This is a genomic window from Nostoc sp. NMS9 (assembly GCF_017114995.1).
GTDB lineage: Bacteria > Cyanobacteriota > Cyanobacteriia > Cyanobacteriales > Nostocaceae > Nostoc.
The window spans coordinates 19696-33992 of sequence record NZ_JABXKL010000038.1 but is presented as its reverse complement, the minus strand read 5'-3'; the positions used below and the strand labels follow the sequence as shown (position 1 = coordinate 33992).

8 protein-coding genes and 1 tRNA gene are annotated in these 14297 nt (G+C 43.6%); 6 read left to right on the top strand and 3 right to left on the bottom strand.

From position 1 onward, the window contains the following. Window positions 1-241 precede the first annotated feature (241 nt). Together HWQ40_RS12610 and lepA are read right to left on the bottom strand one after the other, a co-directional pair. Window positions 242-2917 (bottom strand): PAS domain S-box protein, encoded by a 2676-nt coding sequence (locus HWQ40_RS12610; RefSeq protein WP_292778188.1) that lies wholly within the window; start codon window positions 2915-2917, stop codon window positions 242-244. A 415-nt stretch (window positions 2918-3332) separates the two neighbouring features. Continuing rightward, window positions 3333-5144, bottom strand: a complete 1812-nt coding sequence (gene lepA, locus HWQ40_RS12605) for a translation elongation factor 4 (protein ID WP_292778186.1) — start codon at window positions 5142-5144, stop codon at window positions 3333-3335. 558 nt (window positions 5145-5702) lie between these two features. Here lepA and HWQ40_RS12600 point away from each other — a divergent pair. From HWQ40_RS12600 to HWQ40_RS12585, 4 genes are all read left to right on the top strand, one after another. Next, the gene (locus tag HWQ40_RS12600) at window positions 5703-5939 is read left to right on the top strand and encodes a hypothetical protein (protein ID WP_292778184.1); all 237 of its coding nucleotides are present in this window, start codon (window positions 5703-5705) and stop codon (window positions 5937-5939) included. Window positions 5940-6112: 173 nt separating this feature from the next. Then, entirely contained in the window at window positions 6113-7876 is a 1764-nt protein-coding gene (locus HWQ40_RS12595) for an ATP-binding protein (RefSeq protein WP_292778182.1), read from the top strand. Window positions 7877-8366: 490 nt separating this feature from the next. After that, window positions 8367-8597, top strand: a complete 231-nt coding sequence (locus HWQ40_RS12590) for a NifU family protein (RefSeq protein WP_012408256.1) — start codon at window positions 8367-8369, stop codon at window positions 8595-8597. 78 nt (window positions 8598-8675) lie between these two features. After that, window positions 8676-10910, top strand: coding sequence for a glycoside hydrolase (locus tag HWQ40_RS12585; protein ID WP_292778180.1), 2235 nt, complete (start codon window positions 8676-8678; stop codon window positions 10908-10910). Window positions 10911-11087: 177 nt separating this feature from the next. Here the strand turns inward: HWQ40_RS12585 and HWQ40_RS12580 are convergent. Further along, window positions 11088-11172, bottom strand: a tRNA-Ser gene (locus tag HWQ40_RS12580). Between the two features lie 843 nt (window positions 11173-12015). On the opposite strand from HWQ40_RS12580, the gene HWQ40_RS12575 reads away from it, so the two are divergent. Then, entirely contained in the window at window positions 12016-12648 is a 633-nt protein-coding gene (locus tag HWQ40_RS12575) for a ferritin-like domain-containing protein (protein WP_366933978.1), read from the top strand. 469 nt (window positions 12649-13117) lie between these two features. Beyond that, window positions 13118-14038: an NmrA/HSCARG family protein gene (locus HWQ40_RS12570; RefSeq protein WP_292778178.1), complete on the top strand. Its 921-nt coding sequence runs from the start codon at window positions 13118-13120 to the stop codon at window positions 14036-14038. Window positions 14039-14297 lie beyond the last annotated feature (259 nt).

The following is a 14297-nucleotide window of genomic DNA, read 5'->3' as shown; positions in this document are numbered from 1 at the left end:
ATTTTGTTAAAGCTTATCAACTGTAGGCTAAGGATAGGATAGTAAGGCAGGGGGCAGGAGAAACCTACGCCCAAATACATAACTTAGGGTATGGACGCTTTTTATTACGGAAGAGTAGGTCTTAATACAAATCTTCTTTTTAAACTGCGGCTCTAGATTCAGAACTAAAGTTTTCATTCATACTTCTTTCCTCCTGCCTCCTGCCTTCTCTTAATTGAGCACCCGTTTCGCAACTCAGGTGTCAAGAAGGGATAACAACGCAAACGGCATGAACTCGATCGCGCCCTTGCTGTTTGGCTATATAAAGTGCTTTGTCCGCTGCATTAATCAAGTCTGGTGGCGAAATTTCGGAATTTGGCACAGTGCTGACAACGCCTAGACTAACGGTAACATGATCGCATACGCGAGATTGAGCATGGGGAATGGCTAAGTCGTGCACTGCTTGTCGAATAGTTTGAGCTATATAGATTGCTCCTTGAATCTCTATATTAGGCAGAATGATAGCAAATTCTTCTCCACCGTAACGAGCGACTAAATCGGCTGGACGCTTAATAAGATTTTTGAGGGCACTTGCTAATTGCCGCAAACAATCATCCCCTCCTAAATGACCATAAGTATCATTGTAGAGTTTAAAAAAATCGACATCGAACAAAATTAAAGACAGTGACAGTTGCTCGCGTTTGAGTCGCTGCCACTCAGCTTCAAGATACTCATCAAATCGACGGCGATTGGCTATTTGAGTCAAGCCATCTAGGGTAGCCAATCTTTGTAATTCTTCATTGGCAGCTTGCACTTGTTGGTAAAGTACTGATTGATGAATAGCGATCGCTACTTGACTAGCCAACTGCTGCAACAAATTCACTTCAAATGCTTGCCAATAACGAGGTGCGGCACACTGGTGAGCAATAAGTAAACCCCACAGATGCTTTTCATTCAAAATCGGCACTATTATAGCCGCCTTAACTTGATAGAGTTGTAATAACTTAAAAACATCGGCTGAAAAATCAGATTCCTGAATATTATGGAAGACTTTAGGTAATCCCTGGTAATAGTCGCTAAAATCTTGTTTGAGCGAAAATGGGTGCATTGTCAGTTCTAATCTCTGAGGATAGTCATCACCCACTGATTCCGCCGCAAAATTTCCACTTCCGTCAGATTCTAACTGGTAGATAGCTACGGAATCTGAACCTAAACACTGTCGAATACTATTTACTGTTGTATTTAGAACCTCCTCCAAATTTAGTGATTGCCGAATCTGTTGAGTCACTTCAGTAATTAACCGTTCTCCCTCAGCCTGTTGTCGCAGCATCACTTCGGCTTGTTTGCGAGTGCTAATGTCTTCAACCGAGCCAAGAATCTGCGTTGGAGTACCGTTAACATCTCTGGCAAATACCACTTCTCGTGTATTCAGCCAACACCATTCTCCATTTTTGTGTCGGAATCGGTATTCAGTGGAAAGTACTTCATTGTCGTTCAGGTTGACGAAGCGAGTTGATAAGTTATAGCAGAGATGTCGGTCGTCTGGATGAAAGCAATTCATGAACCACTGCGGATCTGCGTTACAAAATTCCTCTGGAGAGTAGCCTAAAATAGCAACACTTTTTTCATTAAGATAAATGCTTGTTCCTTTTAAGAGGTCAAACAGATACAAAATATGCGGTACGGTATTAGCAACCTTTTGTAGAAAGTCTTGACTTGAGCGTAATGCTTCTTCAGCTTTGTGGCGTTCGCGCAGTGCGGCTTGATATTCAGTAATATCTCGTCCCTCCGAGATGAGTAAGGTAATACGCCCGGTTTCATCAAGTATGGGACGCAGTGAGAAATCAATTGCGATCGCTTGACCATCTCGACCTAAAATCTCAACTTCATAGCGAATAGATTCACCATTAGCAGCAGCGGCGATCGCAGTTTTTAATTGCTCTTGAGTATTTAGAGAAATTGTCCAGCACTTTGCTTCCCAAAATGGCTTGCCAATTACTTCTTCTCGATTAATTCCAGCAAAGTCTAGTGCTGTTTGGTTGGCTTCTAATACAATTCCATTCGGCTGAAGCAATCCCATAAACTGAATTGTTTGATTGAAGATCGCCCGGAATTTTTGTTCATTTTCACTTAAAGCTTGTTCTACGAGTTTGTGGTCAGTTATATCTCGTCCAACAGATTGAAGTTCTACAAGCATCCCCTGCTCATTAAATATCCCTCGAACAATCCACTGCGTCCACCGCACCCCTTCGCAAGCTATGGCTCGATTTTCAATGGTAATAACGGGATTTTCTAAGCTGATGGAATTTACCAGACTAAAAACACGTTCCCGATCTTCTTCAAACACAACAGGTTCGTAGTGCTGGGCGATAATTTCTTCTCGCTTCAGTCCAAAAAATCGACAGAAAGCTTCATTAACAAAGGTAACAGTACCATCAGGTAAGCCTCTAGCAATCAATTCTGTTTGGTCTTCGAGGATGGTACGATAAAGTTCTTCGCTCTCTTGTACCTGTTTTCGTAAGCAAAGCTCATCATAGACATCGCTAATATCAAATACTAAACCTTGAAGTAGCTGAGTTTGTTCATCGGCACAGAAAACGAGATTGGCTTGGTTTCGTACCCAAATTATTCTGCCATCGCGCCTAATCATCCGATACTCAATCCTCAAAGGCTCTCCGGTAGCGATTGTAGTGTTTACAGCTTGCCAAAGGCGATCGTGATCGTTTGGATGAGTGTAATCTAACCAACTATTAAACAAACCAAAATTCCAATCTTCGGGAGCAATGCCCAATAATTGTTGCAGTTGTGGACTAATATAAGCAACTTTTGTAGTGTTATTAATCGGTGAGACATAAACAACGCCCGGAATTTGTTCTACCAGAGTGCGATACTTTTGCTCTACCTCAGAAAGTTGTTCTTCTGCATGCTTGCGACTCATGATGTTTTGAATTTCTACAATAAATTATCATTTTTTCTGTTAGAAATCCGGCATTAGAGACACACTTAAGGATGGTTGAGCCAACAGCAAGTCAGTGTGGCTTTCTGGAAGCTAAACCTGCCAGCAGCATACTGAAACTCTTGCACTTAAGGCTGCTGTTTATAGCCTTTGTAATTAAAATTAACGGATGTTGAAGAAGAATACAGAATACAGAATTCAGAATTCAGAACAAGAAAACTGTGGTGGGGGACTAAAAGGATCGCATTCAACGAAGAGGTAGGGGGAAGGGGAAAGACTTATTGCAAGTTCTCTCCTTGTTCTCTTGCCTCTTTCTCAAATGCTTGTAGACTTGCTATCGCTGCGCTATCCACCACTCGGACTCCAATTCATTCTGAATTCTGACTCCTGAATTCTATTAGCTTTGATCCAAGCGCAGTACTGCCATAAAGGCTTCTTGGGGTACATCTACAGTACCTACAGATTTCATCCGCTTTTTACCTTTTGCTTGCTTCTGCAAAAGTTTTTTCTTCCGACTGATGTCACCACCGTAGCATTTGGCTAGCACATCTTTCCGCAAAGCGGGGATATGTTCGCTGGCAATAACTTTACTGCCAATAGATGCCTGAATTGGCACTTTGAATTGATGGCGGGGAATTAGTTCCTTGAGTTTTTCTGCCATTGCCCGCCCGACGTTGTAAGCTTTATCTCGATGCACAATCATCGCCAAGGAATCCACAGGATCGCCGTTAATCATGATATCCAGCTTCACCAAAGGATTTTCACGGTAGCCAATGATGTGATATTCCATACTGGCGTAACCGCGCGATCGCGATTTCATCTGATCGAAAAAGTCAGTTACAACTTCCGCCAAGGGTAGCTCATAAGTAAGTGTGGTTCGTCCTTGGGCGAGATATTTCATATCCTTAAAGATGCCACGGCGATTTTGTGACAACTCCATCAAGCTGCCAACATAAGTTTCCGGGGTAATCATCTCTACTTGGACGTAGGGTTCTTCAATTTTTTCGCGATCGTTGGGAGAAGGTAAACGGCTAGGATTATCAATGTACAATTCCTCACCTTTGAGGGTAATCACCTTATAAACCACCGAGGGGGCTGTAATGATTAAATCTAGGTTATACTCTCGCTCTAGACGTTCTTGGACAATTTCCATGTGCAGCAAACCCAAGAACCCGCAACGGAAGCCAAACCCCATTGCGCTCGAAGTTTCGGGTTCGTAATGTAGCGCTGCGTCGTTGAGTTCCAGCTTTTCCAAAGCTTCCCGCAAATCTTCAAATTGATCGGCATCAATGGGGAACATCCCACAAAAAACCATTGGGTTCGCTTCTGCGTAACCTGGTAAGGGTGACTCCGCTTTCGCTTTACTGAGGGTAATTGTGTCTCCTACCCGTGCATCAGCTACAGCTCTAATTGCCGCTCCCAAATAGCCTACTTCCCCAGCGTGCAATTCTTCAACTTGCTTTTGAGTCGGAGAAAGGACACCTAGCTCATCAATTTCAAATTCTTTACCGGATGCCATTAGATGGATGCGATCGCCTTTTTTCACGGTGCCATCCATCACCCGGAAATACACAATTACTCCTCGGTAGCTGTCGTAATAGCTATCAAAAATTAACGCTCGTAAGCGTTCATTTATCGTATTCGGCGGTGGCGGTATCCGCTCGACAACTGCTTCTAAAATCTCATCAATACCAATTCCTTCTTTAGCAGAAGCCAGAATCGCCCCACTGCAATCTAGACCGATAATTTCTTCAATTTCGCTAATTACCCGTTCTGGTTCAGCCCCCGGCAAATCGATTTTATTCAAAACCGGAATAATTTCCAGGTTACTCTCTAACGCTAAATATACATTCGCCAAAGTTTGCGCTTCCACACCTTGGGAAGCATCTACTACCAATAGCGCTCCTTCGCAAGCAACAAGAGAGCGGGAGACTTCATAAGAGAAATCCACGTGTCCCGGAGTGTCGATCAAGTTCAGCACATACTGCTGACCATCCTTAGCTGTGTAGTTCATTCGGGCAGCTTGCAGCTTAATCGTAATGCCGCGCTCCCGTTCCAAATCCATATTGTCGAGAAACTGTTCCTTCATCTGTCGGTCTTCAACAGTGCCAGTAGCTTGTAGCAAGCGATCGGCGAGGGTTGATTTCCCGTGGTCGATGTGAGCAATAATACAAAAATTGCGAATGCGAACTGCGGGAACGTCAGTCATATACTATCTTTGCCTTAGCAGCAACCAAAGTTAAAAGGGCAATTTACTTAATGTATTTTAATGCTTTCTTAGCCAAGACGCTGCTTGCTTTTTAGTGCTGAGTTAGGAGTTAGGAGTTATAACAATTATTTCCCCATGCCCCATGCCCCATGCCCAATGCCCAATGCCCCTCTTCACCCCATCTTTAACTTTCGATCTAAATAGGTGGACATTTAAGAATATTATGAAAGTCTATTTGTCGCTGCTAGTATTCAACAGCTAGGAGCGTACAATAAATGTAAATAAGTACATGTAGGGATCGTGTAGGGATCGTGGGCAATTGCGACCAGTAATTGCCCATGAGGGCTGATTTATCAGCAAAACTTCTAGAGCCAGTTGTCTAGTCAGTTATATGAAAAATGCGATTTAAAACTTAAAGCTGTTACTTTGGTGCTATTTCAGGGAAGTATTTAACTGTGCCCTTGAAAATTTTTCAGCGAATTAGCCCAAATAATGAATATAACTACTTTACAAAGCTTTAGACAAAACCAATTCAAAGAATTCAGAGTATATAAACCTATGAATATGAAAGAGAAAACTACCGAAGCGGAAAACACACAAGCCGATAAGGTAGAAATTGCTGTCCGCCTGGACTCCGAGTTACTAGAGCAAATTCAGCATCTCACCAATGACCCAAGTAAAGTAATTGAGGTGGCAATTCGCCAGTGGTTACGAGGCGAAATCCTCAGAGATGACGAACTGACGCGCACGCCTGTGCGTACCCCTGTTCCTCCTCGCGGTGAATGGAACGATTGACGCCATTATTTAACTGTCAATGCAAGTTAAAAAAAGTAAAGTTTGCCAATCTGGTTTTCAGAACACCAAAAAATACCCCATCAAACACAAAAAAGCTGTAAAAATTTATGTATAAATTTTAGCGGCTTTAGTAAAATTACGGTCGGATACCCTTTGTCTATCCAACTCAATTAATGACTATTACTGCCAATTCCCAATTGTCGAATGTATTTTCCCAAAATCTGGAATCTGTTACCAGTAAGACTGATGGCTCATTACCAACTCTAGGAGCCGAGTTAGTTTATACGCAAGATGGGGCAGGGCGCTATCTGACCTTTTGTTGGCAGTACAGCGAACTCCTGGGGTTAAATACTGAAAAAATAGTTGACGATCTGAACCAGACTCAAACCTTTGCCCCGGTGGATAAGGTTACTTATTTGGAACGATTGCACCGAATTTTGACAAGTCTGGTGCCAGAAAGGTTTCAATGTTGGTTTAGCTATCAGAAGGAATTATTTGAGTTGGACTTAGTGATTAGTCCGATTATGCCAAGTTTGGGAACTACTGCTACTACCGTTTTAGTGATGGGACGCTTAGTACAAGCGACACTCAACAAAAAACAAGCACGCGTGGCATCAAAAACGCCCACACAAATAGAGTTGGCCTTACGATCGCAGCAACATCAAAAATTGGTAAATCGGATTACCAGAAATATTCGCCGGACATTGGATTTAGATATTATTTGGCAGCAAACAGTTGATAGTTTGGGGAAAGCACTGCGGCTAGAACGCTGCATTATTTGTCCTTATCAGCCCTCAAGCTCAAAAGTGCAGGTGAAGGCTGAGTATCGTCAGCCAGAACTCAAATCAATGCTTGGCTTAGATATAGATATAGCTTCTGAGCCTGCCTTTGCTCAAGCCTTGGCAACCCTAGAACCAGTTATGATGGAAGTGACTGGATACAAAGAGTCTGGGCGGCAGAAAACTTTGGTAGTTGCGACTTGCTATCAAGACCAAGCTAATGGATTGGTTGCCTTGAATTGGCAGGATGAATGCTATACATTAACAGAATCGGAATTAGAACTGGCAAAAGAAGCAGCAGATCAATTGGGAACTGCGATCGCTCATGCTACTTTATATGAAGAATTAGAAATAGCGCGTCAAAAAGCCGAAGAAGCTTCCCGCCTCAAAAGTGAGTTTCTGGCTAATGTATCCCATGAAATTCGTACCCCCCTCAACGGTATGATTGGCTTTTTGAAGCTGATTTTAGAAGGGATGGCAGATGATCCAGAAGAACAAAATCAGTTTTTGGCAGAAGCTCACCACTTATCGATACATCTGCTGAATATCATCAACGATATTTTGGACATTGCCAAAATCGAAGCTGGTAAAATGGAGCTAGCTTACGCTCCAGTCAAGCTAGATGAGCTATTCAGTCATGTAGAAGGTTTCATGCGTCCCCAAGCAGAAATGAGAAACCTCAGCTTTCGGATGCAAATGCCTGCTACCTCCGATGAAATCATTGTCCAAAGCAACTACCAACGGTTGCTACAAGTGATGCTCAATTTGGTAGGTAATGCCATCAAATTTACCCATGAGGGTGGCGTTACCGTCAGCGCCGATTTAGTGCTCAAAAAGGCGAACTTTCAAGATCAGCAATTTCCTGGCATGGTGAGAGTACGTGTGGCAGACACTGGTATTGGTGTTTCCTTAGACAAACAAGATAAACTGTTTCAATTATTCTCTCAGGTGGATGGTTCTCGCACTCGCCAGTACGGCGGCACAGGTTTGGGACTGGCAATATCCCAAAAGCTAGTGGAGGCAATGGGCGGTGAGGTACATTTTTATAGTTTGGGCGAAGGACTTGGCTCAACAGTCACATTCACCGTGCCACTATATCAACAACCAGTTATGGTTTCATCTAATGATAGCGACTCAACGAGTAGTGCTGAATGTTAAGTGCTGAATGTTGAGTGCTGAGTTTGGATACTTGGGAATACTGGGTTTTGAGTTTTAAACTTTAAAGTTTTTCAGTAATTATTATTTAATAACCATATTGGGCATGGGACAAAACAGTTGCGAGTGCTGAGTAAGGAATATTACTCAGCATTCTTGAGGTGTATTGGGAAAAAACCTTCCTTGTCCTCACCTCCTTACGTTCTCTTCAGTACTTTAAAGGCTAAAGTAGAGTAGGAGGGCTTGCACGAGAAATTGTTCAGCTAATCTAATATCAAGTTGCTAAAACCAGCAGTGGTTTAGTCAAAAGTCATAAAAAACTGACACCTGACAATCTAGCGGCAATTAGATTTAGGATCGATTTAACAAAGCTGGAAAATAAAACTTTGGATAATGGTTAATGAGTAAGGGTGCATTGGTTACAGGGATCGTTATTATTCAATGCCCCATGCCCCATTCCCCATGCCCATCCCTAACTTAGCAGGTCTAAACTATGGAACTTACAATTGACAACGTTGAAACAGTCTTAGATGAAATGCGCCCTTATCTCATGTCTGATGGCGGCAACGTGGAACTCGTAGAACTCGATGGGCCTGTTGTCAAACTGCGGCTGCAAGGTGCTTGTGGTTCTTGTCCCAGTTCTGCAATGACCCTGAGAATGGGTATTGAGCGCCGCCTTAAGGAAATGATTCCCGAAATTGCAGAAATTGAGCAAGTGGTGTAAAAGTTAGGAGTTAGGAGTTAGGAGTTATGAGTTTTCAATTAACTCCTAACTCCTCATTCTTAACTCCTAACTATTTCTATGTCTCATCCTCTCTACATTGCTTTTATCTGGCATCAACATCAGCCGCTGTACAAATCTCCTGGCAGCGGCGTTTCGCTATCTCCCAGTCAGCAGTACCGTCTACCTTGGGTACGTTTGCATGGAACTAAAGATTATTTGGATTTGGTATTGCTCTTAGAGCGATATCCTAAGTTACACCAAACGGTGAATTTAGTACCTTCGTTGATATTGCAACTCGAAGATTATATTGCTGGCACTGCTTTTGACCCTTACCTCACAGCCAGCTTAACACCGGATGAGCAACTTACCCAGCAACAGCGTGAATTTATTATCCAACACTTTTTTGATGCCAATCACCATACCCTGATCGATCCTCATCCCCGCTATGCCGAGTTGTACCAGCAAAGGCAGGAAAAAGGGCAAGCTTGGTGTTTAGCAAATTGGGAATTGCCAGACTACGGCGATTTGCTAGCTTGGCATAATTTGGCTTGGATCGATCCGTTGTTTTGGGATGACCCGGAAATTGCTGCTTGGTTAAAAAAGGGTCGGAATTTTACTTTAAGCGATCGCCAGCGCATTTATTCCAAACAGCGAGAAATTCTCAGCCGGATTATCCCCCAACATCGAAAAATGCAGGAGGCGGGGCAGCTAGAAGTTACCACCACGCCTTATACCCACCCAATTTTACCCTTGCTAGCTGATACTAATTCTGGTCGGGTAGCTGTGCCCAATATGACACTACCAAAGCAACGCTTTCAGTGGGCAGAAGATATTCCTCGTCACTTGCGGAAAGCTTGGAACTTTTATAAAGAGCGCTTTGGACAGGTTCCTTGTGGTTTGTGGCCTTCGGAACAGTCAGTAAGTCCGGCGGTACTTCCGCACATCATTAACCAAGGTTTTAAGTGGATATGCTCAGATGAAGCCGTCTTAGGGTGGACGCTGAAACACTTTTTTCATCGGGATGGGGCGGGGAATGTGGAGCAACCAGAACTGTTGTATCGACCCTATCGCCTGCAAACTGCCGAGGGTGACTTGTCAATTGTGTTTCGTGACCACAGATTATCAGATTTGATTGGCTTTACTTATAGTGCAATGCCTGCAAAAAAGGCAGCAGCAGATTTAGTGGGACATTTGCAAGCGATCGCTAAAATGCAAAGAGATAGTCATAGTGAACAACCTTGGCTAGTTACCATCGCCTTAGATGGGGAAAATTGCTGGGAATTTTATCCCCAAGATGGCAAACCCTTCTTAGAAGCTTTATATCAAAGTTTGAGCGATGAACCCCACCTGAAACTCGTTACTGTCTCCGAATTTCTGGAAGAATTTCCAGCTACAGCCACCATCCCCGGAGGACAACTTCATAGCGGTTCTTGGGTAGATGGCAGTTTCACCACTTGGATTGGCGATCCCGCCAAAAATCGTGCTTGGGATTATTTGACAGAAGCAAGAATTATGCTTGCAAATCATCCCGAAGCGACGGAAGAAAACAACCCCGAAGCGTGGGAAGCATTGTATGCCGCAGAGGGTTCCGACTGGTTCTGGTGGTTTGGTGCAGGACACTCCTCAAATCAGGATGCCATTTTTGACCGGTTGTTTCGAGAACATTTGTTTGGTATTTACAAGGCATTAAATGAACCTGTACCGCCCTATCTCAAGCAACCAGTGGAAATCCATGCAGCACAGGCAAACCATGCCCCACAAGGATTTATTCACCCCGTCATCGATGGTAAAGGTGACGAACAAGATTGGGACAAAGCTGGACGCATAGAAATCGGCGGGGCGCGCGGGACGATGCACAATAGCAGCGTTATCCAGCGACTTTGGTATGGGGTTGATCACCTGAATTTCTATTTACGGCTGGACTTTAAAAGTGGCGCTGCACCAGGACGGGATTTGCCAACAGAATTGAATTTGCTGTGGTTCTATCCAGAAAAAACAATGGTGAATAGTCCAGTTCCCTTGGCAGATGTACCAGATGCAGCCCCACTGAATTACCTTTTCCACCATCTTTTAGAAGTTAACTTGCTGACGCAATCGATTCAGTTTCGGGAAGCTGGAGACAATTATCAATGGCATCCCCGTTTCAGTCGCGCTCAAGTAGCTTTAAATAATTGTTTAGAGTTAGCAGTACCGTGGGCAGACTTGCAAGTTCCGCCAGATTATCCTCTGCGCCTAATTTTGGTGCTTGCAGATGAAGGGCGTTTTTCCAACTACTTGCCAGAAAATGCTTTGATTCCCATTGAGGTGCCTTAACACTCAATATTCTTGGTGTTATACCCTTTTACTAAATACCCACTAGGGGTGTACATCTGTATACCCCTACAGATGATTCATTATGTTGCAAAGATTTTTGAAAATCATATTTAATTTTTCTAGTCCTAAATACATTTAGCTATATTCAAACTATATATTTAGACTTAGGTTTGAGAACGGAGAGGGAGGGATTCGAACCCTCGTTAAGTTTCCCTAAACAGACTTTCCAGGTCTGCGCCTTAAACCGCTCGGCCACCTCTCCAGGTGCCACAAGTTACGATCATACTATAGAATCCCAGAAAATGCAAAGATAAAGAAAGATATTCTAGATTGAATCCCCAGATGATATACCAAACAGGCAGCAAGCTTGAAAAGCAGCAAGTGTATGTAGCATCGCTCAGGGATAAAATAAAATCCCTTACATCAAGCTGATATACTGCATCATCTATTAACTGAAATATTGGAAGGTGTAGCGATATAAACAGGGTATCTATATTCAGAGTATGTAGATGAGCCGTCACTGTTGATTGAATTACCTAAACCCTGATAAACGGTGTATGAGCTACCGCCGCCCATATCTATAGTTACTTGTCCGCCTGTTCCACCACTACTTTCAGCGAAATTAATAATGTCAATATCGGGATAATTTTTGTGGACAATACTTAAAACTTCATCTACAGAACATGGGACGTATATAGATAGGTCTAAAACTGTTAAGAATTGGGTCGTAATAAAATTCCAACAGCTTCCTTGTATAAACAATGGAGAACGAAATACTGCCACATGGTGATAGCTCTAATTCAGGCATGGGATGAAGTCGATCGGGTGTACCCAAACCTGTGACAAATCACGGTTGGGGCGGATAAGCTCAAACCAGTGGATGTTCTCACAGAATAACGACAACTGCGATCGCATTTTTCAAAGGAGACAGAAAATGGCTTTTATCTTTGGGTAGGTAATGAAGTTTTAACCAAATACGATAAATTACCAAAGGGTTGCAAGAGTTTTTATGAATTTCTAGGTGATGGTGATACGAACAATACCAGCAATAATCGCATCATTCATTTAATCAGGTAAAAATGAATTCAACTATCTTAGCAGGTCAATTCGACGCAGCATAGTTAAACACGCAGCACAAGAGGGATGGGATATAGAGCATCATAGAACTCCCCAGTATCCCTACGATACTATTGGCGAGATGTACGACGCACTGATCGCTGGTATCTACCATGTAGGCCAACATAATTTTTCCTGGAATCCCACAAATCAGCAAACCATCTGGAATAAAGACGTTAACAAAGTTGATGAGAAATTTAAACAGCAAATCAATAATTTTGACGATGTACAAAACGCTGTCAAGACAATTAGCCTACAGGGCGAGGGTACAACAATTAGCAAAGATAGATACGCTGTACCCAAAAATTACCGCCTAGAGGGTGAGCCAGATGATGCTAATAGTTTCAATGAGTATTCCCACTACGAACGACTCTTAGATATTAAGCAACAAGGTTTGCCAATAGTCTATACGACTAACAATGACCAGCAGAATCAAATAGCACAAGCAGATGCTTTGGGAGAGCTTCATAACAACTTTGTCAAGCTGCTCGACGAATTAAGTAATATTTGGACAGGCGGTGATAGTAGTGCTTTTTGGGATATTATGACTGATAAAAATCATGGTCTAATTGTAAAAGCTCAAAACTGTTGGAAAGCTGGTGTGATTCCGAAATGGTGTTGAGAGGTTGTTTGAAAAAGGTCTTTCTATGTCATATTGAACGCAGCGCAGCGAAGTGAAATATCTCAGTATGCGACCGAAACCTCAGATTCTACTCTACGAGAAGCCCTTCGGGTGACGCTCCTGCGTCGCTAACGCTGCGCTAACGGGGGGTCGCAATCGACGGGAACCGCCAAGACTGCGACCCCCTCACCGCTCCGCGTCTACGCTCCACTTTGTTCCGCACCCTGCAGGAATCCGCAGAAGCGTCTACAGAATGACAAATTAACAGTAAACCAAAAAGTTTTCTCAAAAGCTCTATCCACTAGGGATACAGGAGATATCACCAATAAATGAGTACAGAGAAGCAAGTATTAGGCAATACTCATTACATAAGAAATAGTTATCATATTTTATAGAACTTCAAAATATTAAATGATCAAAGTATAGTGTATTTTGGTGACATCAATTGTTACTGATGGAGACTTATGTGATGTCCCAAGACAGAACCGTCCTCGTTTTCGGTGCGACAGGACAGCAGGGCGGCTCCGTGGCAGATGCCTTGCGATCAAATGGTTGGCGGGTCAAGGCGCTGGTTCGTGATACAAATACCCCCAAGACCGAGGCGCTTGTAGCCCAAGGGATTGAGCTAGTTCGCGGCGAACTAGCAGACAGGCAGTCTCTCCAGACTGCAATGGCAGATGCCTACGGCGTTTTCAGCGTTCAACCAAGCTCTGGACAAGGGGCAGCCTATAATGTGACCGATGAAGATGAGATCCGATACGGGAAGGCGGTAGCAGACATAGCAGTAGCGAACGGCGTTCATCATCTCGTTTATAGTTCCGTAAACGCCGCAGGGCCAACCCTAACTGGAATGGGGCATTTTGATACAAAGATTGAGATCGAGGAGTATATTCGTGGTCTGGATATCTTAAGCACCGTCATCCGACCGAGCGCGTTCATGGAAATCTTGACGCTACCTGGCATGGGTCTCGATAAAGGCGCGTTCACGTTCTTTATGAGACCCGATCAACCGATGCAATTCATTGCAGTTGAGGACATTGGAAAGATAGTCGCCGGAATTTTCGCCGTTCCTGCGAAGTTCGGATCACAGAGCATCGAGATTGCTGGCGATACGGTGACGGGGGCTGAACTGGCTGAAAAATTCAGCCGAACAGCAGAGCGTCCCATCACCTATCATCGCTTTCCGGACAGCCTGCTTGAACAGGATGCTTTCCTCGGCGGTCTAGCTAGGCTTATCGATCAGGGGCGACTAGCCGGCAATGCAGACATCGCATCGCTTCGAGAAGAATTCCCTGGGCTGCTCACGATGGACGAGTGGCTCGCGGGTGCTGGAAAGCCCGCCCTTCTTGCTGCAATTCAAGCTGACGGAGGTGAAGTCGCACTTCGGTGATGGGCGATACAATTGATTGTGGGGCGAAATGAGCAGTGATTCCGAAAGTTACGCGCTTGGACTTGATGAGCTACTTTCAATACTGCGTAGCTTGCCGCCGTAGGCATCACTAGGAATAAAACTGTACCAATTGAAGTGTTTGAAATTTAGAAGCTTCAAAGCCTTGTTATGCCGTATTATATTGCTGCATCAAATAGCCTATAGGTTATTTGGTACTTTGAGAATTGCCAAAAATATTGATGAACAGAATGCTTATTGA

What these genes read in the sequence shown, in the direction of transcription:
- HWQ40_RS12610 (WP_292778188.1), bottom strand. Translation starts at nt 2,917, where the DNA reads ATGAGTCGCAAGCATGCAGAAGAACAACTTTCTGAGGTAGAGCAAAAG.
- lepA (WP_292778186.1), bottom strand. Translation starts at nt 5,144, where the DNA reads ATGACTGACGTTCCCGCAGTTCGCATTCGCAATTTTTGTATTATTGCT.
- HWQ40_RS12600 (WP_292778184.1), top strand. Translation starts at nt 5,703, where the DNA reads ATGAATATGAAAGAGAAAACTACCGAAGCGGAAAACACACAAGCCGAT.
- HWQ40_RS12595 (WP_292778182.1), top strand. Translation starts at nt 6,113, where the DNA reads ATGACTATTACTGCCAATTCCCAATTGTCGAATGTATTTTCCCAAAAT.
- HWQ40_RS12590 (WP_012408256.1), top strand. Translation starts at nt 8,367, where the DNA reads ATGGAACTTACAATTGACAACGTTGAAACAGTCTTAGATGAAATGCGC.
- HWQ40_RS12585 (WP_292778180.1), top strand. Translation starts at nt 8,676, where the DNA reads ATGTCTCATCCTCTCTACATTGCTTTTATCTGGCATCAACATCAGCCG.
- HWQ40_RS12570 (WP_292778178.1), top strand. Translation starts at nt 13,118, where the DNA reads ATGTCCCAAGACAGAACCGTCCTCGTTTTCGGTGCGACAGGACAGCAG.